At 33.4% G+C, this 23,206-nt stretch carries 26 protein-coding genes, 2 other RNA genes and 7 pseudogenes; 21 read left to right on the forward strand and 14 right to left on the reverse strand.

What is annotated here, in order from left to right; translation table 11 throughout:
• Window positions 1-618 precede the first annotated feature (618 nt).
• A pseudogene (locus AAGD87_RS00100) lies at window positions 619-747 on the forward strand (DnaJ domain-containing protein); the annotation flags it as partial.
• A 480-nt stretch (window positions 748-1,227) separates the two neighbouring features.
• On the opposite strand, the gene AAGD87_RS00105 reads toward AAGD87_RS00100, so the two are convergent.
• Window positions 1,228-2,175, reverse strand: a complete 948-nt coding sequence (locus AAGD87_RS00105) for an IS110 family transposase (RefSeq protein WP_209472550.1) — start codon at window positions 2,173-2,175, stop codon at window positions 1,228-1,230.
• 256 nt (window positions 2,176-2,431) lie between these two features.
• On the opposite strand from AAGD87_RS00105, the gene AAGD87_RS00110 reads away from it, so the two are divergent.
• Window positions 2,432-2,944: a hypothetical protein gene (locus AAGD87_RS00110; protein WP_246484378.1), complete on the forward strand. Its 513-nt coding sequence runs from the start codon at window positions 2,432-2,434 to the stop codon at window positions 2,942-2,944.
• Here the strand turns inward: AAGD87_RS00110 and AAGD87_RS00115 are convergent.
• The 4 genes and pseudogenes from AAGD87_RS00115 to AAGD87_RS00130 all read right to left on the reverse strand — a co-directional run.
• Window positions 2,912-3,970: pseudogene (locus AAGD87_RS00115) on the reverse strand (bifunctional folylpolyglutamate synthase/dihydrofolate synthase); the annotation flags it as partial. The gene AAGD87_RS00110 and the pseudogene AAGD87_RS00115 sit on opposite strands and share 33 nt — an antisense overlap.
• A gap of 15 nt (window positions 3,971-3,985) precedes the next feature.
• Window positions 3,986-5,295: pseudogene (locus tag AAGD87_RS00120) on the reverse strand (IS4 family transposase).
• Between the two features lie 90 nt (window positions 5,296-5,385).
• Window positions 5,386-5,625: pseudogene (locus AAGD87_RS00125) on the reverse strand (bifunctional folylpolyglutamate synthase/dihydrofolate synthase); the annotation flags it as partial.
• The gene (locus AAGD87_RS00130) at window positions 5,622-6,212 is read right to left on the reverse strand and encodes a phospholipid-binding protein MlaC (RefSeq protein WP_010963011.1); all 591 of its coding nucleotides are present in this window, start codon (window positions 6,210-6,212) and stop codon (window positions 5,622-5,624) included. The pseudogene AAGD87_RS00125 and the gene AAGD87_RS00130, both read right to left, overlap by 4 nt.
• 116 nt (window positions 6,213-6,328) lie before the next feature.
• Here AAGD87_RS00130 and ssrS point away from each other — a divergent pair.
• From ssrS to AAGD87_RS00145, 3 genes are all read left to right on the forward strand, one after another.
• Window positions 6,329-6,489: non-coding RNA, 6S RNA (gene ssrS / locus AAGD87_RS00135), on the forward strand.
• Window position 6,490: 1 nt separating this feature from the next.
• Window positions 6,491-6,970: a type II toxin-antitoxin system RatA family toxin gene (locus AAGD87_RS00140; RefSeq protein WP_244663039.1), complete on the forward strand. Its 480-nt coding sequence runs from the start codon at window positions 6,491-6,493 to the stop codon at window positions 6,968-6,970.
• A 54-nt stretch (window positions 6,971-7,024) separates the two neighbouring features.
• Window positions 7,025-7,729: a DsbA family protein gene (locus tag AAGD87_RS00145; RefSeq protein ID WP_038199341.1), complete on the forward strand. Its 705-nt coding sequence runs from the start codon at window positions 7,025-7,027 to the stop codon at window positions 7,727-7,729.
• Window positions 7,730-7,758: 29 nt separating this feature from the next.
• Here the strand turns inward: AAGD87_RS00145 and AAGD87_RS00150 are convergent, their stop codons facing one another.
• Window positions 7,759-8,037, reverse strand: a complete 279-nt coding sequence (locus tag AAGD87_RS00150) for a DUF2671 domain-containing protein (RefSeq protein ID WP_006279425.1) — start codon at window positions 8,035-8,037, stop codon at window positions 7,759-7,761.
• Between the two features lie 250 nt (window positions 8,038-8,287).
• On the opposite strand from AAGD87_RS00150, the gene AAGD87_RS00155 reads away from it, so the two are divergent.
• Window positions 8,288-8,935: an O-methyltransferase gene (locus tag AAGD87_RS00155; protein WP_264339524.1), complete on the forward strand. Its 648-nt coding sequence runs from the start codon at window positions 8,288-8,290 to the stop codon at window positions 8,933-8,935.
• 1 nt (window position 8,936) lies between these two features.
• Here AAGD87_RS00155 and AAGD87_RS00160 read toward each other — a convergent pair whose 3' ends face one another.
• On the reverse strand, window positions 8,937-9,590 hold the full coding sequence (locus tag AAGD87_RS00160) for a glutathione S-transferase family protein (RefSeq protein WP_182309739.1): 654 nt from the start codon (window positions 9,588-9,590) through the stop codon (window positions 8,937-8,939).
• Window positions 9,591-9,676: 86 nt separating this feature from the next.
• A pseudogene (locus AAGD87_RS07720) lies at window positions 9,677-9,817 on the reverse strand (WPE palindromic element domain-containing protein); the annotation flags it as partial.
• Window positions 9,818-9,930: 113 nt separating this feature from the next.
• Here AAGD87_RS07720 and ffs point away from each other — a divergent pair.
• The 6 genes from ffs (at window position 9,931) to AAGD87_RS00195 (ending at window position 13,184) form a co-directional block, all read left to right on the forward strand.
• Window positions 9,931-10,020: signal recognition particle sRNA small type (gene ffs, locus AAGD87_RS00170), an RNA gene on the forward strand.
• Window positions 10,021-10,041: 21 nt separating this feature from the next.
• On the forward strand, window positions 10,042-11,643 hold the full coding sequence (gene dnaX / locus AAGD87_RS00175) for a DNA polymerase III subunit gamma/tau (RefSeq protein ID WP_341817618.1): 1,602 nt from the start codon (window positions 10,042-10,044) through the stop codon (window positions 11,641-11,643).
• 3 nt (window positions 11,644-11,646) lie between these two features.
• The gene (locus tag AAGD87_RS00180; RefSeq protein ID WP_010963017.1) at window positions 11,647-11,979 is read left to right on the forward strand and encodes a YbaB/EbfC family nucleoid-associated protein; all 333 of its coding nucleotides are present in this window, start codon (window positions 11,647-11,649) and stop codon (window positions 11,977-11,979) included.
• A gap of 264 nt (window positions 11,980-12,243) precedes the next feature.
• Window positions 12,244-12,573 carry a transposase gene (locus AAGD87_RS00185; RefSeq protein WP_007548762.1) on the forward strand — a complete coding sequence of 110 codons (330 nt, stop codon included), beginning with the start codon at window positions 12,244-12,246 and terminating at the stop codon, window positions 12,571-12,573.
• Window positions 12,557-12,757, forward strand: coding sequence for a hypothetical protein (locus AAGD87_RS00190; RefSeq protein ID WP_010082383.1), 201 nt, complete (start codon window positions 12,557-12,559; stop codon window positions 12,755-12,757). Before AAGD87_RS00185 ends, AAGD87_RS00190 begins: the two co-directional genes overlap by 17 nt.
• A gap of 19 nt (window positions 12,758-12,776) precedes the next feature.
• Window positions 12,777-13,184, forward strand: coding sequence for a transposase (locus AAGD87_RS00195; RefSeq protein WP_264339099.1), 408 nt, complete (start codon window positions 12,777-12,779; stop codon window positions 13,182-13,184).
• Window positions 13,185-13,387: 203 nt separating this feature from the next.
• On the opposite strand, the gene AAGD87_RS00200 is transcribed toward AAGD87_RS00195, so the two are convergent.
• A complete protein-coding gene (locus AAGD87_RS00200; RefSeq protein ID WP_341817619.1) occupies window positions 13,388-13,699 on the reverse strand; it encodes a transposase in 312 nt (103 codons plus the stop codon).
• A gap of 119 nt (window positions 13,700-13,818) precedes the next feature.
• On the opposite strand from AAGD87_RS00200, the pseudogene AAGD87_RS00205 reads away from it, so the two are divergent.
• Window positions 13,819-15,128 (forward strand): annotated as a pseudogene (locus AAGD87_RS00205) (IS4 family transposase).
• On the opposite strand, the gene AAGD87_RS00210 reads toward AAGD87_RS00205, so the two are convergent.
• Both AAGD87_RS00210 and AAGD87_RS00215 read right to left on the reverse strand, forming a co-directional pair.
• Window positions 15,115-15,285 carry a hypothetical protein gene (locus AAGD87_RS00210; RefSeq protein ID WP_341810660.1) on the reverse strand — a complete coding sequence of 57 codons (171 nt, stop codon included), beginning with the start codon at window positions 15,283-15,285 and terminating at the stop codon, window positions 15,115-15,117. The pseudogene AAGD87_RS00205 and the gene AAGD87_RS00210 sit on opposite strands and share 14 nt — an antisense overlap.
• Before the next feature lie 215 nt (window positions 15,286-15,500).
• On the reverse strand, window positions 15,501-15,737 hold the full coding sequence (locus AAGD87_RS00215) for a transposase (RefSeq protein ID WP_264339149.1): 237 nt from the start codon (window positions 15,735-15,737) through the stop codon (window positions 15,501-15,503).
• A 413-nt stretch (window positions 15,738-16,150) separates the two neighbouring features.
• Here AAGD87_RS00215 and AAGD87_RS00220 point away from each other — a divergent pair, with 413 nt between their 5' ends.
• From AAGD87_RS00220 to dnaN, 7 genes are all read left to right on the forward strand, one after another.
• Window positions 16,151-16,837 carry an acyloxyacyl hydrolase gene (locus AAGD87_RS00220; protein ID WP_264723010.1) on the forward strand — a complete coding sequence of 229 codons (687 nt, stop codon included), beginning with the start codon at window positions 16,151-16,153 and terminating at the stop codon, window positions 16,835-16,837.
• A gap of 178 nt (window positions 16,838-17,015) precedes the next feature.
• Window positions 17,016-17,345: a transposase gene (locus AAGD87_RS00225; protein WP_007548762.1), complete on the forward strand. Its 330-nt coding sequence runs from the start codon at window positions 17,016-17,018 to the stop codon at window positions 17,343-17,345.
• Window positions 17,329-17,529: a hypothetical protein gene (locus AAGD87_RS00230; RefSeq protein ID WP_010082383.1), complete on the forward strand. Its 201-nt coding sequence runs from the start codon at window positions 17,329-17,331 to the stop codon at window positions 17,527-17,529. Before AAGD87_RS00225 ends, AAGD87_RS00230 begins: the two co-directional genes overlap by 17 nt.
• Before the next feature lie 19 nt (window positions 17,530-17,548).
• Window positions 17,549-17,956, forward strand: a complete 408-nt coding sequence (locus tag AAGD87_RS00235; protein WP_264339099.1) for a transposase — start codon at window positions 17,549-17,551, stop codon at window positions 17,954-17,956.
• 281 nt (window positions 17,957-18,237) lie between these two features.
• Complete coding sequence (locus tag AAGD87_RS00240) at window positions 18,238-19,131, forward strand: RNA polymerase factor sigma-32 (protein WP_041582625.1); 894 nt, start codon at window positions 18,238-18,240, stop codon at window positions 19,129-19,131.
• Complete coding sequence (locus AAGD87_RS00245) at window positions 19,124-19,621, forward strand: invasion associated locus B family protein (RefSeq protein WP_006279310.1); 498 nt, start codon at window positions 19,124-19,126, stop codon at window positions 19,619-19,621. Before AAGD87_RS00240 ends, AAGD87_RS00245 begins: the two co-directional genes overlap by 8 nt.
• A 123-nt stretch (window positions 19,622-19,744) precedes the next feature.
• Window positions 19,745-20,902: a DNA polymerase III subunit beta gene (dnaN, locus tag AAGD87_RS00250; RefSeq protein WP_264719014.1), complete on the forward strand. Its 1,158-nt coding sequence runs from the start codon at window positions 19,745-19,747 to the stop codon at window positions 20,900-20,902.
• Between the two features lie 88 nt (window positions 20,903-20,990).
• Here the strand turns inward: dnaN and truA are convergent, their stop codons facing one another.
• A complete protein-coding gene (gene truA / locus AAGD87_RS00255; RefSeq protein ID WP_264719016.1) occupies window positions 20,991-21,728 on the reverse strand; it encodes a tRNA pseudouridine(38-40) synthase TruA in 738 nt (245 codons plus the stop codon).
• Between the two features lie 71 nt (window positions 21,729-21,799).
• Window positions 21,800-21,922, reverse strand: a pseudogene (locus AAGD87_RS00260) (IS630 transposase-related protein); the annotation flags it as partial.
• Between the two features lie 63 nt (window positions 21,923-21,985).
• Between AAGD87_RS00260 and AAGD87_RS00265 the strand changes: the two are divergent.
• Window positions 21,986-22,138: a hypothetical protein gene (locus AAGD87_RS00265; protein ID WP_182309768.1), complete on the forward strand. Its 153-nt coding sequence runs from the start codon at window positions 21,986-21,988 to the stop codon at window positions 22,136-22,138.
• A 68-nt stretch (window positions 22,139-22,206) separates the two neighbouring features.
• On the opposite strand, the gene AAGD87_RS00270 is transcribed toward AAGD87_RS00265, so the two are convergent.
• Window positions 22,207-22,965: a cytochrome c1 gene (locus tag AAGD87_RS00270; RefSeq protein ID WP_010963022.1), complete on the reverse strand. Its 759-nt coding sequence runs from the start codon at window positions 22,963-22,965 to the stop codon at window positions 22,207-22,209.
• Window positions 22,966-23,206 lie beyond the last annotated feature (241 nt).

Below are 23,206 nucleotides of genomic sequence, written 5' to 3' on the forward strand. Positions count from 1 at the left end.
TTTATTAATTTATATAATTCTCTATGATAATCAAACGCGAATAACCTGCCAAGGTTTTTCTAGTATTTATGTATTATTTCAATGAAAAATATTAACGTTTTCATAAAGCAGATATTTGTTTGCCTTCGTTAGTAACACACTATACTTTAGTGTACGAACGTTGCAATTTGCAGCATAGCAGGTGGTGTCATCCAAGTAGCCAACACTGAAATGACTAAATTCGAAATGGCTACATGAATTTATTGTAAATTACTACCGTATAAGGTGCGATGCAACAAAGCCATTCCAGTGTCAGCTACTTGAATGACACCTCTTAGATGGGTCAGCTACTCAGATCTGCCATGAAAACTGCAACCCTAAATGTTGGAGCACTGTCGTACACTAAGCGCTGTAATGACAATTTTAGTCGCTTCATACACTTATCATGCTAGTCATAACAGAAATAATTTTTACCAAAGATATTTATGAAATAATTGACATAGTTTGGAAATATGTATATTATAGAACATTAATAGTTAGTTAATTTGTAGGTGTAATGTGGCTAGAAATGTTTTGAATGAAAATGAGTACCACGCTTTAAAGCAGTTGTTTTTAACATTTAATATTCAAAAGGAGGATGTGGTAAATTCTGACATTAAGAATATTAAGAAAAAGCTTAGTCAACAATACCGTAAATTATCGTTAAAATATCACTCAGATAAAAACCCAAACAATAAAGAAGCGGAGGAGAAATTTAAGGTTATTGCATTAAATAAGCCATTTTTTGAAGAATTTATAATAGAGCCATTGGAGAAAGGTCTCAATAAAAGAAATAATTTAATAAAAGAATTACGCGGTAAGTTGTGGAGTCGCAGTTATGAAGAATTGCAAAAATACTTAGATGATAAGTGCAGAAATAAACTCTATAATAAGCAGCAGTCAATTAACAATAATGTAACTGCTTATGTAAAATATTCTTCTTATTCAAATCTCTTAGGAGTTCTTTTAGTATCCTTCACATCAATTGCATTTTTAATAATTAATGGTATCAACTATGTTTTTTAAAAATTTTTTTATTTGTGTAATTTTGCAAATTATATGGGCAATAAAAACCCGTTTGTCATAGAAATAGAATTTTATATCAAACAGCTACCACAGCAATTTCTGCTTAAGCTAATGAATATGTGCTTTAAGTCTGTGTGGACGCACATATTCATTAGCCAATTTCAGTTACCGTTGTGAAGATTTTTAAGTATGCAAATTAATTGCTTCTTTAAGTCTTGTATTAGCAATTACTATAATTTTACGCATTAGGGCTGTTATAGCCACCATCTTCTTCTTACCACTTTCAACAAGCTTAGAATAAAAGGCGCCAAGTATAGATTTCGACCTTGTAGCAGCCATAGCGGCTGTAAAGAGCTTTGAACGAACGTTACTTCTACCACCTGTAATCCTTCGGTAACCAACAGCTTTACCACTTTCTTTTGGATGCGGTGCAACTCCGGCAAGACTTGCTACTTCTTTTCTATTTAAGTAACCAAGCTCTGGCATTAAACACAAAAAATCTTGTGATAACTTTTTACCTATTCCAGGAACTGTTTTAAGAATTTTTTGGCGTTGTTGTAATTCGCGGCTTTCATCAATAATCTTTTGTATAGTATCATTGAGTTCGTTTATTTGACTATCGAAAAACTCAATGGTCTTTTGACAGCTTTCTTTTATATGATCATTTTCCGGTGCTTCAAGTCTGCATTTTTCTTGAGTTCTCATTTGCGTAATATCATCACGACGTTGACAAAGTGCAGCCAAAGTTGATTGTTCTGTAGAGGTAGGTACAAATAGAGAGATAGTTCTATGGCGTTCAAATCCATATTGAGCAAGAGCTCTTGCATCTGATCTATCAGACTTTGCTAAAGTTCCGTGAGATAAAATAAAGCTTTTTACTTTACGAGTATTAGCTCGATGCACGGCAATATTTTTGTCGGTAAGAAAATGTGATAAGCCAAGCTCATATTTCCCTGTATTTTCTAAAGTCACTAAAGCATTAGGTAGAATATCTGAAAACTCTTGAAATAATTGTTGCCAACCAGAAGCATTATTATCAAATTCGACAGCATTCTTCTGTTTGTGAATTGCAACGACATTTTTAAATTTTCCGATGTCAATGCCAATAAAATTTTGATAAGATGTAACCATAATAAACCTCGATAGTTTTAGTTAATTTAAGATTGTAAACGGGTGCATATATATGTCCCAAGCAACTATTCAAACGTATCGAGAGATAGGGCTAGCGTACCTTGATACCAACGGTTGTAATACCAATTTCCTTTCGGTCGCGCACGCCCGCTATTCCTAGTGAGCAGGGTTATCTTTCTCTCTTATCTCTTTTATATCACGTTTTTAACTTACAATTTCTTCTAATGTACCAATAGCAGTAGGTTTTCTTGCTCCCTTGTTAGCAGGATCTATTTTGAGTCTAGCTGTTAAGAGCATTTATACTAGAAATGGGAAAGAGTTTAATCATCAGACTAATATTTTATTATTGTTTAACTTTGACCAAGAATGCGAAAATTTTTCAAAGAGTGATAGGACTAAATTAAAGTGGCTAAAAAATTCAGTTATTTTGAGCAACACAATCTGTACATCTTTAATGTTTTTCGGTGTGGGATTAGATTTAGTTGCCAACGGCTTTGGTATAACTAACTCTATGATGTTATCCGGCTTATTACTTTCATTACCATTCACGCTTTTAATTGTTACTTCACCTATTTTAAATGCTGCAAGTAATTATATTCTCAAAAAGACAGCTATAAATTCAATTGAGGAGCAATTTAAAGGTGATGATCAGTTTATAGAAGTCGATAACGAAAAGCCAAGCAGTACTATGAGCAATCAAAGTTATTTCCCCATCGGTCAGTTAATATCATCAAAGTTAGCTATTCTCCATAGCGAAGTCTCTAGCTAGGAACAATGAGCCACAGATTAGTATGGTTTTGACGTTTTGGGTAGAGGCTTTTAATATGTGATTTGATATTGCATCGCCAATTGATTCACATTCAACTGCTTTTATTCCTATGTTATTGGCTTTTTCCCTAATCAAATTTGTATTTCTTGCTTTAGGTTCAGACTTAACACAAACCGCACATAGTAGCTTGATATATGGCTTTAAGTGCTCTAAGAACTCTTCCACATTTCTGTTACTAGTAACACCAAAAACCATATAAATACCTTCAGCAAAATTATCTTTTACCCACTGAGATAGTACTCTAGCACCATCATTATTGTGTGCACCATCTAAAAATAATTGCCAATCTTTCGGTAGTAGGAAAATTAAATTACCTTCTTTTATAGACTCTAGCCGTGCAGGCCAATAAGTGCACTGTAAACCTGAAGTGATATCCTCTTCTCCAATATCAAATTCATACTTTCCACTTAAAATACTACATGCTGCAATAGCATTGCCTGCATTAATCACCTGATGATCACCCTTTAAAGATGGCAAAGGAAATTCTATTGATTGAATAGCTGATTGAAAAACCATTTTGTTGTTCTTTTTTTTGCAATTCCATTCAAGACCTCCTCTATACAAGGGAGATTTCTTATTTATTGCGTGGTGTTCTAGCGTGTTCACTATAGATTTTTCTTGCGGTGCTATTACGCAAGGAACATTAGGTTTCATTATTCCAGCCTTTTCACCTGCTATAATTTCTACAGTAGGGCCAAGATATTCCGTATGATCAAGTGCAATGGAAGTAATTATTGTTAAAATCGGATTATCTATAACATTTGTTGCATCAAGCCTTCCACCCATACCCACTTCAACTAAAGTTATATCGGCTTTATGACGAGAAAAAGCTAAAAAAGCTGCAATAGTTGCAGCTTCAAACAGAGTGATAGGTTGTTCTGCAATTACTGCACGACATTCTTCTAATAAGCTATATAATTCATTATCGTCGATATAGCTGCCGGCTATCACTATCCTCTCATTAAAACCATACGCGTCAAGTTAAGAGATTGTGAGCAAATTTAGAGAGGTTAAAGTGGATACTCTAGCCCTTCTACGTTTGTCTTTTAATGAAAATCGCGACCAAGTTATAGTGAGTTTTTTAAGAAATGCTTTTAAACTATTAATTTTGGTTAATACTAAAAATAACTCTCTAACCCGCCTTTTTAGCTCAATAAATGCCTTTGTTAAGCTAAGTTCTGTATTCTTTTTCACTTCTGTGCAACCAACTATGCCGTGAAATATAAGAATTGCGCACAATTTAGCATATAGTTCACATAATACTCTGCATGGCTTTCCTTTTAGCTTATCAAGCCTGATATGGCTTTTATACAATTTAAATAATAACTCAATTTGCCACCTTACTCTGTAAATCGTTAATACTTGCTCAGCACTAATTTTATTTTCTGGAACATTAGTTATAAATATTGACCAGTTCAACAATTTTTGATTTCTTTTAGAGGATCTGCGATCTTGCTAATCTATTAGCTTTCCTTCTTCTGCCCATAGACTGTTCTTCAGTTAGTTTCTGACATATAATTCTTACTCTAATTTTTGCTTCTTTTCCTAACAATACCTCGTTTTCTAAAAATAACTTATCCTCTCAACATTCTAATAACTCCATTTTTTGATTTGTTTCTACATCATATATGTTGGTATCGACGACTTATGAAATAAGCTCCTATTTCATTGATTTGTTTAAAAGAACTTGGCACAAAATAACCGAGATCAGATATTAGCAAATCATTGCTTAATATATTACTTAAATGTTTCCTATATCCCTGGTCTGATCTTACCCCCTCCGTTAAATTAAGTTGGTCTATTATCTGATTCATGTAGTCGAAAACTAATTGTAACTTTATTCCAGACTTAGTATTGCTTTCATAGCCACTGTAGCTAGTACCATAACCTTTATACATCTCTTCCATACTGTTAGGTAGAGTAATATAGCTACTGTCCAATAATTTAACACTATTAAATTGCTGTAAGATTTTGCAATCAACTTGCAAGATATTTTTAAAGAGAATCACAGATTCATTATACATCCTTTTCATAAATTCCACTGCTTCTTCAGTAAATCTAAAATCCAAACCTTGTTTTGTTATATCTATCGAGTCCTCGTTTAGTAATTGACACATTGTTTCTACGCTACAATTATCAACTCCTATATTACCCAAGACCATGGCTTTTACGAATGATGAACCTTTTAGCTTTCTCTTTCTTTTTATAAACCTTGTTGTAATTGAGATTTTCTCTGCTTTTTCATTAAAAAATTCTTTGAGCTTTTTTGATAAGCAAGTTATTTTATTCATTGGTTCTCTCACTAAAAGTATATCTGGGAGAACTTATACCTTATTATTCTATCTCTTTCATACCTTTATTTCCTTAACTTGACGCGTATGCTCATTAAAACTCACTAAATGTGGAGAAGTGTATGCGTGTACCTTATACCCTGCTGCTTGCATTATATATCTTATAAATGCTAGTGTTGAGCCTTTCCCATTAGTTCCAGCTATATGAATTACGGGAGGCACTTTTTTCTCGGGGTTATCTAGTTTGCTAAGAAAGCCTTTTATGCGATCAAGAGAAAAATCATTCGGCCTGCTACCAAGTGGCTTAGGCCAATGAGGCATATATATCATGGATTGTTATTGCATTTTAATTCAGCTATAACGCTTGCTATGCCATGCGTGTCGATTTTTTCACTAAATTGATAACGTTGATTAATAGCAATACTTATTCCACTCATTACAACATCACTTATCAAGAAAGAACTGTTATTTTTAGTAACTTTAAAATCAATATTTGTAAATTCTTCATCACCGTAAGAAAATCTTGTACCAATTAAGCAAGTTTCATCGTCAACTGCTTTTGTACTCATTATGATCATTTCACTATCATGCATGTATTTATATAAAATTTTAACGCACAAACGCGTAAGATACACTTCATACTCTCTTAAAAAATCTTCTTTTTCTTTTTGTTTAACTAAAGCCCAATGTTTTCCTATGACGAATTGCGATATTCCTTTGAGGTTAACATTGTTTTGAATGACCTCCTGAAGCTTTTTTTGCACACATTCCCGGTTTTTTTTATTCTCCTTTGTAGATATACCATCCACTTGTTGCTTCATAGTATGCACAAAAATTTTGTGATCTGTACAATTAGTGTAAGCACTTGAAGAAATTACAATAAAAACAATGATAGTTAAAACTTTAGTAATGTTCATAAGATATATTTATTAGCTATGATACTTAGAATGCAAAGTTTAATAAAGATTAAATAATAATCGCTAGCTTTAATATATCTATAGACACACCTTGTATAAATCATCTACAATTAATTAAGGGTCTGTTCTATGCGTTATGAGTTAAGTTAAATTTCCCGAGCGATAATTTCTAGTCAAGGGAATTGCCTCTGTTAATTTCGTTGAAATTGATACGCGATGCCCACCTTAACTTTAGTCTCAGGAATCTACTAAGGCTGACGGTAGATACGGATCCTATTTTGATTGGTTTAACATTTATGCTTCATCAATACAAAGAACAGGGTGTTTTCCTATGTTTGCCTAATGAAGTATTCCAAATTGTAATTGATGTTGAAAGGTATCCTGATTTTGTTCCTTGGTGCAAAGCCGTTTATATAAAAGAAAAAATTAACAACCAAATGGTTGTGGATCTCCTCGCAGCTTTTCATGGAATTAAAGGTAGATATACATCAGAAGTTACTTCTCTTTCTCCAAGTGGAACAAATGAAGGTTGGATAAAAGCTGTATCATCAAATGGAATATTTAAACATCTATACAATGAATGGCAATTCATTCCCATAGATGAAAATAAAACTATGGTAAAGTTTTATATAGAGTTTAAGTTTAAGTCCAACTCATTTTCCACTTTATTAAACTCAGTATATAAGTATACACAAAGTAAAATAATTGCTGCATTTAAAGATAGGGCTGAAAGCCTTGCTAAACAAAAGTTATCTTGACATTATTAATATAAATGTATAATTTTTTTTAGTAAGTTAAGTGTTTATATTGTAATGATTTTTAGACTATTGTTTTTATTAATTTTCATAAGTGTTAATTCTTATGCAGTTGTTAAGCAAGATTTATCCGATAACCAATACATTCAAAAAAAACCCAATGAAATAACATCAAATGAGCTATTATCGCCATTACCTAATGATAAATTATTAGGAGATCCAAAAGCACCAATTCTAATGATAGAATATGCTTCATTAACTTGTTATCACTGCTCTCTTTTTCATAGGAATGTTTTTCCTAAAATTAAAGAGAAATATATAGACACAGGTAAGATGTTATATATATTTCGTCATTTTCCTTTGGATTACAGAGGGCTAAAGGCTGCAATGCTAAGTCATTGCTACGAAAAACAAGAAGACTACTTTAATTTTAACAAAGCTGTTTTTAACTCAATAGATTCGTGGAATTACTACAATTTAAGTGATTTGACTTTACTACAAAGAATTGCTGCACTAAGCAACTTAAAGCAAGATGCATTTAACCAATGCATTAATGATAAGAAAATAATGGATAAAATCGTAAATGATAAATCACTGGCAATTAATAAACTTGGTATCACAGCCACTCCAATATTTTTCATCAAGCTTAACGATGATAAATCATATATAGAGCATAATAAAGTTAAACATGGAGGGTATAAAGAGCTGAAATATTTCACTAATGTGATAGATAAATTATATGGAAAAGCTATAGTGAAGTAATACCACTGTAGCTTACCATATAAAAGACTCTATGCTGAGTCATTGTTTTTCACTACTGTTTGTTGTTTTTTACGTTCAAACTCTCTTTTTTTACTGTGCCAAGTGTAGTAATACATAGCGATTTTATTCTCTATTAATACTATTGTCCCATCATAAAACTGAACCATATCCATAACTTTTCTCTGAGCTTCATCAAAACGTTCTTTATACTTTTCACGATAAGCTGGATTATGTAGTAACATAACCCCTTCATTCTTGTTAGATTTTTTGTTTAACGTTTCAACTTCACCAGCAATAGTATAAGACATATAACCCCCTCTAATTGATTATAAAAATTATATTTTAAAAAGAGAAATGCGCATAAACAATCCCTTTAATTCTAGCATAATAATCGACTGTTTATTATACTAGTTAACTATAGTACGATATATAATAATTTTTGTCACTTAAAATTTTATACTATGAAATAATAACTTAAAATAAATGTTTTTATTATTTTAAACTATATTATTATATTTATAAATTGTGTATGAATTAAGTCTCCCTAATTTATAATATATGCGTAATAATTTTAGTATAAAATTGTCATACATAAGAAATCTATTTGCAAAAGAATATAAAAAAATAGAAGAATATTGTATTCTTGAAAAAAAGCAACATATTCAAATTGGCCCTGAAGAAGGAAAGCTATTAAGTTTATTTATAAAAATCCATAAAATCAAAAGTATTGTTGAGATTGGCACGTTATACGGTTATTCGTCGATTTGCATGGCAAAAGCTCTACTGGAAGATGGTCACATATATACAATAGAAAATAACCCTCAATACTCAAGAATAGCAAAAAAAAATTTTAGTGCTTTTAATCTGAGTGATAAAATTACTCTAATAGAAGGCAATGCATTGGAAAAACTTAATGAATTATCAGCAAAAGCACCATTTGACATGATATTTATCGATGCTGATAAAGGTGGTTATCCTAAATATTTAGATTGGGCAGAGTCATACATTAAACAAGATGGGCTAATCGTTGCAGATAACACTCTATTGTTTAACACAGTATTTTTAGAATCGCCTCCAAAAGAAGTATCAGAAAAATCATGGCATGCTATGAGGGAGTTTAATAATAGATTATCAGATGAAAAAAAATATTTCTCTATATTGATTCCAACTGATGAAGGAATGACTGTAGCTTTAAAGCTAACATAAGTTAAAAATCAAGGTCAGCATAATGTTTAGGAGGGATTAAACCGGAAACTCTCTCTAATAATATCTCACGAAAACAAGGCTTTGATTTAACAATGGAGTACCATTCTTTTAAAATTTTACTTTTTTCCCATGGAAAACTACTTACATAATCCATTACGGAAATATGCGATGCTAAAGCAATATCAGCTAAAGTGAACTTATCAGTTGCAAGCCAAACGTTCTTGTTAATTAAGTGTTCGATGTATTCCATATGGCAAGGCAGGTTATGCTGAGCTGCATGAAGAAATCTAGAGTCAGGGCTGCGGTTAGTAATTACTTTTTCATTCATAATATACTTAGTAACTTCATTGTAAAATTTGTTATCGAACCAATTGATTAGAGCGCGTATTTTAGACTTAATAATAGTGGATGAACCAAATAATTTGACGTCGCTATTGTAAGTTTCTTCTATATATTCACAAATGGCATTACTATCCGCTATTACAAAGTTATTATCTATTAATACTGGTACTTGCCCGGTTGGATTGATCTCCATAAATTCATTCCGTTTTTCCCACGGATTTTCATACACTAGATCACAGCTCAACTTTTTTTCTTTGAGAAGAGCTCTAACTTTTCGTGAAAATGGACAAAGAGGAAAATGATATAAAATCATAATATTCCTCTTTTGTTATTCCAATATCCTTTTTTTGTTACTCTATGGCTTGACCTACAACTGTACGAACTTTCTTTGTAGTCCACAGAAGTTTGCGTAGCAGGTGGTGTCATGCAAGTAGCTGACACTGGAATCCAGTTCTTATTATACAACAGCCTGATGTATTCATTTAAAATTAAGTTTTCTGGATCCAAGTAGTCAAGCACTGGGATGACAGAAGAAGAGTATTTTAGGTAACAGTTGTTTACTCCAAAGTAATGTTGCAAGAGATCTAACATATAAATTATTAAGGTTAATATAGGATATACCTTGCTAAATAAAAAAAAAAGTATAATATTTTATAAGGTATGCAGGCAAAAACTCTGTAATTTGGTCAGATCAGAAATGAGGCAGCCATATCGGAACCTTTTTGGGTTGCATACCTACTTCATTATTTGTTTTATCCGAAGCTGTGAATATAGCATTAAAACATCGTCCTAGTAGCTTTAAAGATCTAGTAGGTCAAGATATATTAGTGCGTGTATTAGAAAATGCTTTTACTTTAAACAAAATTCCACAATCTATACTGCTCTCTGGTAGTAGTGGAGTTGGTAAAACCACCACTGCAAGGATAATAGCTTTATGTTTGAATTGTTCCCTGGGGCCAATTTTTGAACCTTGCGGATTGTGTGAAAATTGTCTAGCAATAAAAAATTCAAGCCATCCAGATGTGATTGAAATCGATGCAGCAAGTCACACTAGCATTGACGATATTAAAGTAATCCTGGGAGATATTTGCTATTCACCTATAAGCTCTAAATTCAAAGTCTACATTATAGATGAAGTACATATGTTATCCAGCAGCGCATTTAACGCATTACTTAAAACCCTAGAAGAGCCACCATCTAGTGTAAAGTTCATTTTAGCAACTACGGAAATAAAAAAGATACCGATAACTATTATTGCACGTTGTCAAAGATTTGATTTACACAACATTCCTGTAGCTAAAATAGTGGAACGTTTAAATGATGTTGCACAAAAAGAGAGTTATTCCATTGAAAAGGGAGCATTGGAATTAATTGCACGACATTCTGGAAATTCAATGCGTAACGCCTTGTTTTTGATGAATCAAGCAGTGCTATATAGCAGAGATGGTGCAATATCCACTAAAAATGTGACAGACATACTTGGCCTAGTGGATAAAGATATTATATTTGATCTATTAGGGGCAATATTAGAAGGTGATTTACAGAAAGCTCTATCAGTGTTTGACAAGGCGATAAAAACAGCAAACCCACTTAGTATTTTTGAAGGTCTATTGCAAACAATTCAGTTAGTATGCCGTTTTTTAATTACGAAAGAGATTGATAGTGCAGTTACAGAGCATGAAAAGAATAGGATAAAAGATTTAAGTATAAAGAGATCTTTAATATTTTTTTCGAGATTGTGGAAGGTGTTGCTTAAAGGTATTCAAGATATAAAAACTTCAACATGCAACGATGTTGCTGCTGAAATGATGTTAATTAGTCTTTGCTATCTCTCTGATCTACCTTCTCCAGAACAGGTGATCAAAAAAATTCTTTCACAGAATGTAGAGCAAGGAAATAGACAGGGCAGACCTGTTGCACCTTCCCCCTCTGTCATCCAAGTAGCTGACTACTCGGATCCAAAAAAATATGTGGAAAGTAAACAACAACCCCACTCTGTCATCCCAGTGCGTGACACTGGGATCCATGTGGAAAATAAACAACAAAATTACGATTTTGATAAGATTTTGCAACTATTAAGGCGAAGTAACCAAATTTATCTTTACAAACAACTGTGTAATAATCTACAATTAATAGATTGTAAACCTGGATATTTAAAATTAAAAGCTGTATCTAAGTTGGATAGTAATTTTTGCAATGATTTAAAAAATTACTTAAACCAGGTGACTCAGCAAGAGTGGGTTATTGCAGTTGATACAGATTATATAAACAGGGAAGTGAGTAATTTAAATTATGCACCTGCAGTTAAGGATATCCTTGACACGTTTAAAGGTGCAAAAGTAGTTAATATAGAAAATAAGGAGTAAGTTGTGGATTTTAGTCAAATAATGAAACAAGCGCAAGAGATGCAAAAAAAGCTTGCAGAAGCTCAAGAAAAATATGTTGGAAAAGAGTTTCAAGGTATTTCTGGTGGTGGCAAAGTTTCTGTATTAGTGGAAGTCATAAAAATAGGTAGCTATAAAGCTAAAAAGGTGAACATAGACTTAGAACTTATGAGAAATGAGGAAAAAGATATAGTAGAGGATTTAGTAACAGCAGCGTTTAATGATGCCGTTAAAAAAGCAGAAGAAGATATGGCGAATGCAACTTCTGATCTTGCAGGTATGATGGGTTTACCATCTGGGTTTAAACTTCCTTTTTGAATTTACTACTGAAGTTTCTTTTAGTGTAAGTATTTTTTTTCTAATATTCCCAACGCTAGTACTTCTTCATATAATGTACCTATACTAGCATAGCCCTACGTCATACCGTGATTCATTCCACAACTGTACAAACATTGCAATATGGCACATAGTAAACGATGTCATTCCAGTCTGGAATGGCTTTGTTGCATAGCAACTGAAAAAATCTGGTGGCTACTGACAAAATTCATTATAAAATAGCCATTTAACCTTGAAAGAAAAAATATGCCACAAAAAATGAGGGTCAGTAACCATAGCGAATATAACAAATTTCTAGAAAAAAGAGGAAATATTTTTCATTATATCAACGAAGCCATAGAAAAGTGGTACGAGAATGGTCCAAAAATACCAGGTGGCAACAATATTTATAGCGATAAAGTTGTAATTTTGGTGCACATAATAACTTGTTTATTTAGAATAGGCCTGAGGCAAACAGTTGGGTTTATAGCAGGATACCTTGAGCAAATTGGGAAAAATTTGCAAGTTATCAGCTATTCACAATCATCAAGAAGGTTTAAGAAACTCAATATTAAGATCAATGATTGCAGAAAATAATATGGAAGATATCGAAATTGCTATAGACAGTACAGGAATTAGTATATACAACAACACTCCTGGTCATAGCAAAGAAAATAGCGAAGATAGAAAGTATCGCAGCTATGAACAGACAAGAAAATTGCATGTAATGTTGAATACAAACAGCAAAAAAGCCATAGCTGTAAAATACAGTAACGGCTGATCACTATGGAGCTTGTGATTTGCTAAAAGAAGTCGATTTTCAGTATGTCATAAAAGTACTATATGCAGATAGGGCATATGACAGAGAAAAGCTCTATAAGCTGTGTAATCAATATGGTATAAAAACGAAAATTCCTCCGAAAAACAACGCAGCAGAGCATCCAAAGTTAGACTATATGGCTGAGAGAAATGCTGCAATTAGACTAATAAAATCATGCAGCGAAGATGGAATGAAGAGGTGGAAAAGGCAAACAAACTACGGAAAAAGATCTTATATAGAAAGTTTTTTCTCGCGACTGAAACAAACATTCGGGTTTAGTTTTAGGAATAAATCTGAGACAAATAGAGAGAAGGAACTACTTGTTAAATGCTATTTGCTCAATAAGTTCACTGATATTGGTATGGCTAAATTTGAGATAGCTTCATAAATTTATTGTGCGTTACCTACTATCCGAAGAGCGATGCAACAAAGCCGTCTGGAATCCAGCCTTGCCGTAATCTCATCAAGAACATTGTGTTTTAACATAAAACGGCTACTTTTATGCTTACCAACTTAATAAAATTCCTGGATCCCAGACGGCTTTGTTGCATCACACTTTATGAGATGGTGATTTATGGTAAATTCATGTAACTATCTCAAATTTAGCCATACCAATATCAGTGAATTTATTAAGCAAATAGCATTTAGTTCTTTTTCTCGATTTATCTCAGATTTATTCCTAAAACTAAATCCGAATATTTGCTTTAATCTTGAGAAAAACCCTTCAATATAAGATCTTTTCCCATAATTTACTTCTTTTTTCCATTCTTTCATGCCATCTTCACCGTATAATTTTATTAACCTAATAGCAGCATTCCTGTTAGACATATAATCTATTTCTGGATGTTCTGCCGCATTGTTTATTGGTGGAATTTTTGTCTTTATATCATATTCGTTACACAACTTATAAAACTTGTGCCTATCACATGCTCCATACGCGTCAAGTTAAGGAAATAAAGGTATGAAAGAGATAGAATAATAAGGTATAAGTTCTCCCAGATATACTTTTAGTGAGAGAACCAATGAATAAAATAACTTGCTTATCAAAAAAGCTCAAAGAATTTTTTAATGAAAAAGCAGAGAAAATCTCAATTACAACAAGGTTTATAAAAAGAAAGAGAAAGCTAAAAGGTTCATCATTCGTAAAAGCCATGGTCTTGGGTAATATAGGAGTTGATAATTGTAGCGTAGAAACAATGTGTCAATTACTAAACGAGGACTCGATAGATATAACAAAACAAGGTTTGGATTTTAGATTTACTGAAGAAGCAGTGGAATTTATGAAAAGGATGTATAATGAATCTGTGATTCTCTTTAAAAATATCTTGCAAGTTGATTGCAAAATCTTACAGCAATTTAATAGTGTTAAATTATTGGACAGTAGCTATATTACTCTACCTAACAGTATGGAAGAGATGTATAAAGGTTATGGTACTAGCTACAGTGGCTATGAAAGCAATACTAAGTCTGGAATAAAGTTACAATTAGTTTTCGACTACATGAATCAGATAATAGACCAACTTAATTTAACGGAGGGGGTAAGATCAGACCAGGGATATAGGAAACATTTAAGTAATATATTAAGCAATGATTTGCTAATATCTGATCTCGGTTATTTTGTGCCAAGTTCTTTTAAACAAATCAATGAAATAGGAGCTTATTTCATAAGTCGTCGATACCAACATATATGATGTAGAAACAAATCAAAAAATGGAGTTATTAGAATGTTGAGAGGATAAGTTATTTTTAGAAAACGAGGTATTGTTAGGAAAAGAAGCAAAAATTAGAGTAAGAATTATATGTCAGAAACTAACTGAAGAACAGTCTATGGGCAGAAGAAGGAAAGCTAATAGATTAGCAAGATCGCAGATCCTCTAAAAGAAATCAAAAATTGTTGAACTGGTCAATATTTATAACTAATGTTCCAGAAAATAAAATTAGTGCTGAGCAAGTATTAACGATTTACAGAGTAAGGTGGCAAATTGAGTTATTATTTAAATTGTATAAAAGCCATATCAGGCTTGATAAGCTAAAAGGAAAGCCATGCAGAGTATTATGTGAACTATATGCTAAATTGTGCGCAATTCTTATATTTCACGGCATAGTTGGTTGCACAGAAGTGAAAAAGAATACAGAACTTAGCTTAACAAAGGCATTTATTGAGCTAAAAAGGCGGGTTAGAGAGTTATTTTTAGTATTAACCAAAATTAATAGTTTAAAAGCATTTCTTAAAAAACTCACTATAACTTGGTCGCGATTTTCATTAAAAGACAAACGTAGAAGGGCTAGAGTATCCACTTTAACCTCTCTAAATTTGCTCACAATCTCTTAACTTGACGCGTATGATCACATGCTCTATCTGCATATAGTGCTTTTATGGCATGCTGAAAATCAACTTCTTTTAGCAAATCACAAGCTCCATAGTGATCAGAGTAGACACCGTTACTGTATTTTACAGCTATGGCTTTTTTGTTGTTTATATTCAACATTACGTGCAATTTTCTCGTTTGCTCATAGCCACGATATTTTCTGTCAGTGCTATTTTCCTTGCTGTGTGTTGTTGTATATACTAATTCCTGTACTGTCTATAGCAATTTCGATATCTTCCATATTATTTTCTGCAATCATTTATCTTAATATTAAGTTTCTTAAACCTTCTTGATGCTTGTGAATAGCTGATAACTGCCAAATCTCTTCCTATTTGTTACAAATACCCTTTTATAAACCCGACTGTTTGTCTTAAACCAATTCTAAAGAAACTGACGATTATATGCACCAAAATCACAACTTTATCACTATAAATATAGTTGCCGCCCTGCATTTTTGGACAATTCTCGTACCAATTTTCTATGGCGTCATTGATATAACAAAAAATGCTTCCTCTTTCTTGGAGAAATTTGTTATATTCATGGCAGTTACTGACTCTCATTTTTTGTGGCATATTTTTTCTTCAACAGTTAAATGGCTATTTATAATGAATTTTGTCAGTAACTGCCAGTTCTTTTCACTTGAGCGATGCAACAAAGCCATCCCAGACTGGGATGACAAGAAGATGGTACTTGGATAAGAGGCATTGCCCTCCTGGTAGGCCCAAATTGCAATGTTCGTACAGTTGTGGATTTCTCATCCGCTAACAAGCAGCGAGATGACGAGGTCTTTCGATAGTAAATCTTACCTGTGTTAGCTATACCAAAAAATCAAAAGTCGTATTTATTCATTAATAAAATCTTTGTCTTCTCCTAAAAATTAGTTAAAATGTAGAATATTTTGTGTTATTAAGTTAGCACTTGACTTAACTTTAGTTGTTACTTAGACTGCTAAAGTGGAATTTTAATTTTTTTTACGAGGACAATTATGCATTATAAAAAGTTTTTTTCAGCAGCCGCTTTAGCAACGTTGCTAAGTTTATCAAACTCTGCTTTTTCAGATCCTGTTGGTCCAATAAGTGATGAAGAAACTAGCTACTACGTTCGTTTGCAATACAACGGTGAAGTTTTACCTCTTTTCACAAAAGTTGATAACATGAAAATTAAAAAGGGGACTGATGATGTTGATCCTTTTAAAGCTTCTTTTATAGGAGGTGGTGCCGCATTTGGTTATAAAATGGACGACATTAGAGTTGATATTGAAGGGCTATATTCACAGCTAAACAAGAATGTGAACAATGATGAAGTGCTTACTCCAGATACTGTTGCGGGCAGCTTAACAGCAATTTCAGGGCTAGTTAACGTTTATTACGATATAGCAATTGAAGATATGCCTATCACTCCATATGTTGGTGTTGGTGTTGGTGCAGCGTATATTAGCACTCCTTTGAAAGACGCTGTGAATGATCAAAAAAGTAAATTTGGTTTTGCTGGTCAAGTAAAAGCTGGTGTTAGTTATGATGTAACTCCAGAAGTCAAACTTTATGCTGGAGCTCGTTATTTCGGTTCTTATGGTGCTAATTTCGATAAAAGCGGTGGTGAGAAAGACAAAGGAGGACATACAGTCCTTTACAGCACTGTTGGTGCAGAAGCTGGAGTAGCGTTTAATTTTTAGTCTATCTCAGTCTTGTTATCCCAGTGGGTTTTTTCTTGTCATTCAAGTAGCATGACACTGGGATCTAGAAAAAAGAAATGTGGATTCCAGTGGGCTTTGTTGCATAGCAACTGAAAAAATCTGGTGGCTACTGACAAAATTCATTATAAAATAGCCATTTAACCTTGAAAGAAAAAATATGCCACAAAAAATGAGGGTCAGTAACCATAGCGAATATAACAAATTTCTAGAAAAAAGAGGAAATATTTTTCATTATATCAACGAAGCCATAGAAAAGTGGTACGAGAATGGTCCAAAAATACCAGGTGGCAACAATATTTATAGCGATAAAGTTGTAATTTTGGTGCACATAATAACTTGTTTATTTAGAATAGGCCTGAGGCAAACAGTTGGGTTTATAGCAGGATACCTTGAGCAAATTGGGAAAAATTTGCAAGTTATCAGCTATTCACAATCATCAAGAAGGTTTAAGAAACTCAATATTAAGATCAATGATTGCAGAAAATAATATGGAAGATATCGAAATTGCTATAGACAGTACAGGAATTAGTATATACAACAACACTCCTGGTCATAGCAAAGAAAATAGCGAAGATAGAAAGTATCGCAGCTATGAACAGACAAGAAAATTGCATGTAATGTTGAATACAAACAGCAAAAAAGCCATAGCTGTAAAATACAGTAACGGCTGATCACTATGGAGCTTGTGATTTGCTAAAAGAAGTCGATTTTCAGTATGTCATAAAAGTACTATATGCAGATAGGGCATATGACAGAGAAAAGCTCTATAAGCTGTGTAATCAATATGGTATAAAAACGAAAATTCCTCCGAAAAACAACGCAGCAGAGCATCCAAAGTTAGACTATATGGCTGAGAGAAATGCTGCAATTAGACTAATAAAATCATGCAGCGAAGATGGAATGAAGAGGTGGAAAAGGCAAACAAACTACGGAAAAAGATCTTATATAGAAAGTTTTTTCTCGCGACTGAAACAAACATTCGGGTTTAGTTTTAGGAATAAATCTGAGACAAATAGAGAGAAGGAACTACTTGTTAAATGCTATTTGCTCAATAAGTTCACTGATATTGGTATGGCTAAATTTGAGATAGCTTCATAAATTTATTGTGCGTTACCTACTATCCGAAGAGCGATGCAACAAAGCCATTCCAGTGTCAAGGCACTGGAATAACACTATTTGCTATGTGTTTAAGCTATAACGTTTACCATTGTACTGGTAGAATATCATCTAAAGTTACATAATGTTATCCAATTAGCTAACACTGCGGCCTACTGTCTCCAAGAAATTAGATGGAAAATTTGTACTTTTTTCAAATCAAAGCTTGAATTTTTGCTGGAAAATCAATATATTATATGCATGAAGTTTTAATTTAAGTTGTTATGTTGACCTCAATGGCAAACTTATGTGTCGATAGCAGAACCAATCTCATGCAATATATTGCTAGGGTGCAAAAATTTCCTATGCTGTCTCAAGAGGAAGAGGTACGATTAGCAAAAAATTGGAACCAATATAAGGATGTTTCTTCTGCTCATAAATTGATTACCAGCCATTTGAATTTGGTAGTGAAAATTGCAATGAAATTCAAAAATTATGGACTATTGTTGATGGACCTGGTCATGGAAGGAAATATGGGTTTAATGCATGCAGTGAAAAAGTTTAATCCTGATTTAGGGTTTCGTTTTTCAACTTATGCGGTGTGGTGGATTGAAGCTTCAATAAAAGACTTTATATTGAAATCTTGGTCGTTTGTGAAAATAGGCACAACGCAAGCACAAAGAAGATTGTTTTTTAGTTTACGTAAAATAAAAAAAAGAATTTTACAGTATACAAACAGGGAAACCTTAAATAATGAAGAAATAAAAGCAATATCTAATGAGCTTTCTGTATCCGAAGGAGACGTTCTGCAGATGAATTACCGTATGGCTTGTAAGGATCAGTCGCTAAACGATTGCATAAAAATAGGTGATGACTCTAAAAGGGAGCTACAAGATATGATCCCATGTAACTTGGTTAGTCAAGAAGTAACCTATCAGAATCATGAAGAAAAAGAATTAAAAGAAGCAATTTTAAACAATGCACTAGCGAGCCTCAACGAAAGGGCAAGAGACATTTTTATCAGTAGATATTTGTCTGAAAACATTCAAACTCTGGATGAACTTAGTAAAAAATATTGTGTTTCAAGAGAAAGAATAAGGCAGTTGGCTGAGCAGGCGATGGCTAAGGTAAAACAATATATACAATCTGAAAGTTTGAAATTTTGTTTGCATGCGTAGTTTTTTTATATTTCTAATATTTTTTTCGATAGGCGCTTTTGCATCGGTTAGTGATGTACAATTGAAGGAAAAATATAAAGATTGGCTCGTGTATACTGCATTGGAAGATGGAGAGAAAGTATGTTATATTGTATCCTATCCTAAAAAAAAAAGCGAATATTATACAACCAATCGCAAGCCGTATGTAATGGTTAGTTATGTTGATAAAAAAGCAGATGAGGTAAGCGTTACCTCTGGTTTTCAGTATGATAAGGAGCCTGTAGCTCTCAATATCGACAAAAAAATTAAATATACACTGCCCATAATACAGGGAAGTTTTGCGTGGGCAGAGCATACAAAAATAGATCAAGATCTCATTCTAAAAATGAAGCAGGGATTATCAATGGTAGTTAATGGAAAAACAAAAACAGTGACCATTGATGATACTTATTCCCTACTTGGTTTTCAAAAAGCGTATCAAAAAATGCATGATTTATGCCATACAAAGTAAATTATTGTAACAGAATACCCAGCTATAGTATAAACTAGACTACTCTTTCAATGGAAATATAAATAGCACTTTACTTTATATGGGATGTGGATATCATTTAAAATATATTTTTGAGAGTTAGCAATGTCAGAGGTTGCAGGTGTAGATACAGAAATCAAAAAGCAAAATTCTGTGTGCGAGCAGATGCGTTTTAGCGTGAGCCGCACAAGTCTTTTAAATACATTATCCAGAGTAAGTGGAGTGGTTGAAAGGCGTAATGCAATAGATGTTTTGGCGTGTATAAATATCAAAGCACAACACGGCAGCATAAAATTAATGGCAACTGATCTTGACATTTCAATGTTTGCCTCACTTGCTGCAACCGTATTAACAGAAGGAGAAGTAAAAATTTCAGCGCATACTTTACATGACATAGTGAAGAAGTTACCCGCTGATTTGGATGTCAATTTTGAAGTAAACAACCAAGGAAAATTATTGATGTCTTGCGGAAATGCAAACTTTTCTTTACCGAATGTAGTTTCAAGCAGCTTTCCTGCTCTTGAAGAAGACAATTATAAACATGATTTTATTCTACTAAATACGGACCTGATAGACTTATTAACTAAAACAAAATTTGCTGTATCACTAGATGATACAAGGTATAATTTAAATGGAATATATCTACATACAGATGAGCAGTTTCTGTACTGCGTTGCAACTGATGGCCATCGTTTATCATGTATAAAGAGGCCAAAGCCTGGGAACATCAATGGCGAATTTGGTGTGATCATTCCACGTAAAACTGTTATGGAGCTGTTAAAAATATTGGACGATTGTAATGAAATTAATGTAAAACTCTCAGACAGAAAAATCAAGTTTACATGCGGTGAATATATTCTAATATCAAAATTAATAGATGGAACTTTTCCAAATTATAAAGCAGTTATTCCAGCATCTCAAGATAAGCATATGATTATTGAAAGTAAAAAACTTTCAGATGTTATAGATCGAGTTTCCGTTGTTGTATCTGATAAAGTAAAATCTATTAAATTCTCACTACAAGAAAAGCTGCTAACTCTGCATTCAAACTCCCAAGAGTGCAGTGATGCAACTGAATCCATAGAAGTGGACTACAATGAAGCCCCTATAGAAATAGGGTTCAACTCGCGTTATTTGCTTGATGTTCTATCTTGCATAAAAAATAAATGTAAGTTTAGCTTAGCCGATGGTAATAGTGCTACAATTATCACTGATGAAGATGATTCAAGTGTATTATATGTAGTGATGCCAATGAGAACTTAAACTCGTCATCTCGCTGCTTGTTAGCGAGATCTGGAGATACTGCGGCGGTATGGCACTTATTTCACTAAGAACGTTACTTTTTATTAAATTAGTAATCTATCTTTACCAAATACAAGCCAAAAGGCGGCGCGGTAACCCCAGCAGCACTTCTTTTGCATTGGCTTAATATATGTAGCATTTCTTGCGGATTGGTTCTATTTTTTCCAAATTCAACTAAAGTACCCGCAATAATCCTCACTTGGTTATGTAAAAAGGAAATAGCAGATATTTTGATGTGTATATGATTCCCGTTTTGTACTATATCGATATCATCAATTGTTCTTATCGGATTTGCGGCGTGACAATCTTTTGAACGGAAACTTGAAAGGTCATGTTTTCCAAGTAGATGTTTAGCAGCTTCACGCATAATATTTACATCAAGTGGACTAAACACTTGCCATACATAACCTGTCTCCAGAGCGGCAGGAGCATAGCGATTAACTATTCTGTATTCGTAATATCTTTTTTTTGCTGAAAACCGTGCGTGAAACGCATCATCTACAACTTCTACATTGAGCACGACTATAGGAATTGATTTTAAATGATAATTTATTGCATTTCTTATTCTATAAAGCTCAAATTCCTTTTCCATATCAAAATGAGCAACTTGTCCTAAAGCATGAACCCCTGCATCAGTCCTGCCACCACAGTACAAGGCAATTTTCTCACCACTAAAATTAAATATAGCATTTTCTATCTTCTCCTGGATTGAGTTAGCAGAGTGTTGCTGTTTTTGCCAACCAGAGAAATTACTACCATTATATTCTACCGTTATTTTGTATCGCACTGCATTACATCAAGCTCTATCTAAAATAGTCATTTTCTATCTTAACATAATTTATGGTCAAGCCTACAGTGCTGCCACTCCCATAAAGTAGTTCGTCCAATCTTAAATCTTGCTGCCACTGCTTCTCTGCTTTCTCCTTCGTCTAGCGCCTCCATTGCTTTTTTTCTTAAATCATAACTATATGCTGCTGGCATTCAACCTCCTTATCATTATCTATCCTTATCACATCCGGACTTCTATGAAAAGAGCTATAAATCGTGAAAAAGAACTGCTCATTAAGTGCTGTTTGCTTAATAAATTTACTGACATTGGTATGGCTAAATTCGAAATGGCTACATGAATTTATCGTAAATTATTACCGTATAAGGTACGATGCGACAAAGCCATCCCAGTGTCAGCTACTCGGATGACACCGTCATAAAGGAACCAGTGTTAGCTACTTGGATGACAACCATTGTGCTTGAGGCAAAATTGACTATCACTTCTTTTTATAGAGCTTGCTCCAAACTTTGTTGTTAGTTAATACAAAAAACACTGTTAAAATTATAAAATACGCCACTACTTTTAATCCAAGTTTATGCCGGCGCTCTAATTCTGGCTCTGCTGCCCATTGTAAAAAATTTATCACATCATACGCCATATTTTCAACTGTGGCTTGCCTTGCACCATCATATTCCACCATTCCTTCAGAAAGTGGTGGCGCCATAGCTAATCTGCCTGTTGGAAAATACGAATTAAAATATAAATCATTTTCATCGTGTTCGCCGTTTTGATAGCCTGTTAACAATGAATAGACATAATTTGCACCATCATGCCTTGCTTTAATAATTAATGATAAGTCTGGTGGGACTGCACCATTGTTGCTTGCTGCAGCTGCTTCTTTTGTATCAAAAGGCGCAATAAAATAATCCGAAGGTACTCCAGGTCTGTCAAACATTTCACCCAAATCATTCGGACCATCTTTAACTTGATAAGAAGCTGCTATTTGTTTTACATCTTCTTCAGAAAAACCGACATCTTGCAAATTACGAAATGCTACCCTATTCATTGAATGACAAGCAGCACAGACTTCTTTATACACTTTATAGCCACGCTGAATTGACTCTCTATCGAAAGATCCGACAATTCCATCAAATTTCCAGTCTATTTTCTTATTTGGTGATGATTTAAATTCTTCTGCAGATATAAGACTAGATAGAAATAACATGCAGAAGATTGCAAATACATTAGATCCCATGCATAACCACTGTTTTAGTAAATTTCGAATTGATGTCATGCAAGTAGCTGACACTGGAATCCAGCTTATTTCATCACTGACATTATGGTTATCATGCACTCCTAGAATCTGTTGTCCATTGCATGATTTGTAAGTATTTTTATACCTGGATCCCAGTGTCAAGCACTGGGATGACAACGGAAGATAGTGGAATGACACTGTGTGTTGTATACAACGTTCATACAATTGTGTACATGATGCT

This window comes from Wolbachia endosymbiont (group A) of Pherbina coryleti, assembly GCF_964026875.1.
GTDB lineage: Bacteria > Pseudomonadota > Alphaproteobacteria > Rickettsiales > Anaplasmataceae > Wolbachia > Wolbachia pipientis.

Coding starts and splice junctions, on each gene's coding strand:
- AAGD87_RS00145 (WP_038199341.1), top strand. CDS start 7,025: ATGATTTTTAGACTATTGTTTTTATTAATTTTCATAAGTGTTAATTCT.
- dnaN (WP_264719014.1), top strand. CDS start 19,745: ATGTCAGAGGTTGCAGGTGTAGATACAGAAATCAAAAAGCAAAATTCT.
- AAGD87_RS00105 (WP_209472550.1), bottom strand. CDS start 2,175: ATGGTTACATCTTATCAAAATTTTATTGGCATTGACATCGGAAAATTT.
- AAGD87_RS00190 (WP_010082383.1), top strand. CDS start 12,557: ATGATTGCAGAAAATAATATGGAAGATATCGAAATTGCTATAGACAGT.
- AAGD87_RS00220 (WP_264723010.1), top strand. CDS start 16,151: ATGCATTATAAAAAGTTTTTTTCAGCAGCCGCTTTAGCAACGTTGCTA.
- AAGD87_RS00240 (WP_041582625.1), top strand. CDS start 18,238: ATGTTGACCTCAATGGCAAACTTATGTGTCGATAGCAGAACCAATCTC.
- AAGD87_RS00225 (WP_007548762.1), top strand. CDS start 17,016: ATGCCACAAAAAATGAGGGTCAGTAACCATAGCGAATATAACAAATTT.
- AAGD87_RS00130 (WP_010963011.1), bottom strand. CDS start 6,212: ATGAACATTACTAAAGTTTTAACTATCATTGTTTTTATTGTAATTTCT.
- AAGD87_RS00230 (WP_010082383.1), top strand. CDS start 17,329: ATGATTGCAGAAAATAATATGGAAGATATCGAAATTGCTATAGACAGT.
- AAGD87_RS00245 (WP_006279310.1), top strand. CDS start 19,124: ATGCGTAGTTTTTTTATATTTCTAATATTTTTTTCGATAGGCGCTTTT.
- AAGD87_RS00160 (WP_182309739.1), bottom strand. CDS start 9,590: ATGATTTTATATCATTTTCCTCTTTGTCCATTTTCACGAAAAGTTAGA.
- AAGD87_RS00150 (WP_006279425.1), bottom strand. CDS start 8,037: ATGTCTTATACTATTGCTGGTGAAGTTGAAACGTTAAACAAAAAATCT.
- AAGD87_RS00155 (WP_264339524.1), top strand. CDS start 8,288: ATGCGTAATAATTTTAGTATAAAATTGTCATACATAAGAAATCTATTT.
- AAGD87_RS00210 (WP_341810660.1), bottom strand. CDS start 15,285: ATGTTGAATATAAACAACAAAAAAGCCATAGCTGTAAAATACAGTAAC.
- AAGD87_RS00270 (WP_010963022.1), bottom strand. CDS start 22,965: ATGGGATCTAATGTATTTGCAATCTTCTGCATGTTATTTCTATCTAGT.
- AAGD87_RS00185 (WP_007548762.1), top strand. CDS start 12,244: ATGCCACAAAAAATGAGGGTCAGTAACCATAGCGAATATAACAAATTT.
- AAGD87_RS00215 (WP_264339149.1), bottom strand. CDS start 15,737: ATGCCACAAAAAATGAGAGTCAGTAACTGCCATGAATATAACAAATTT.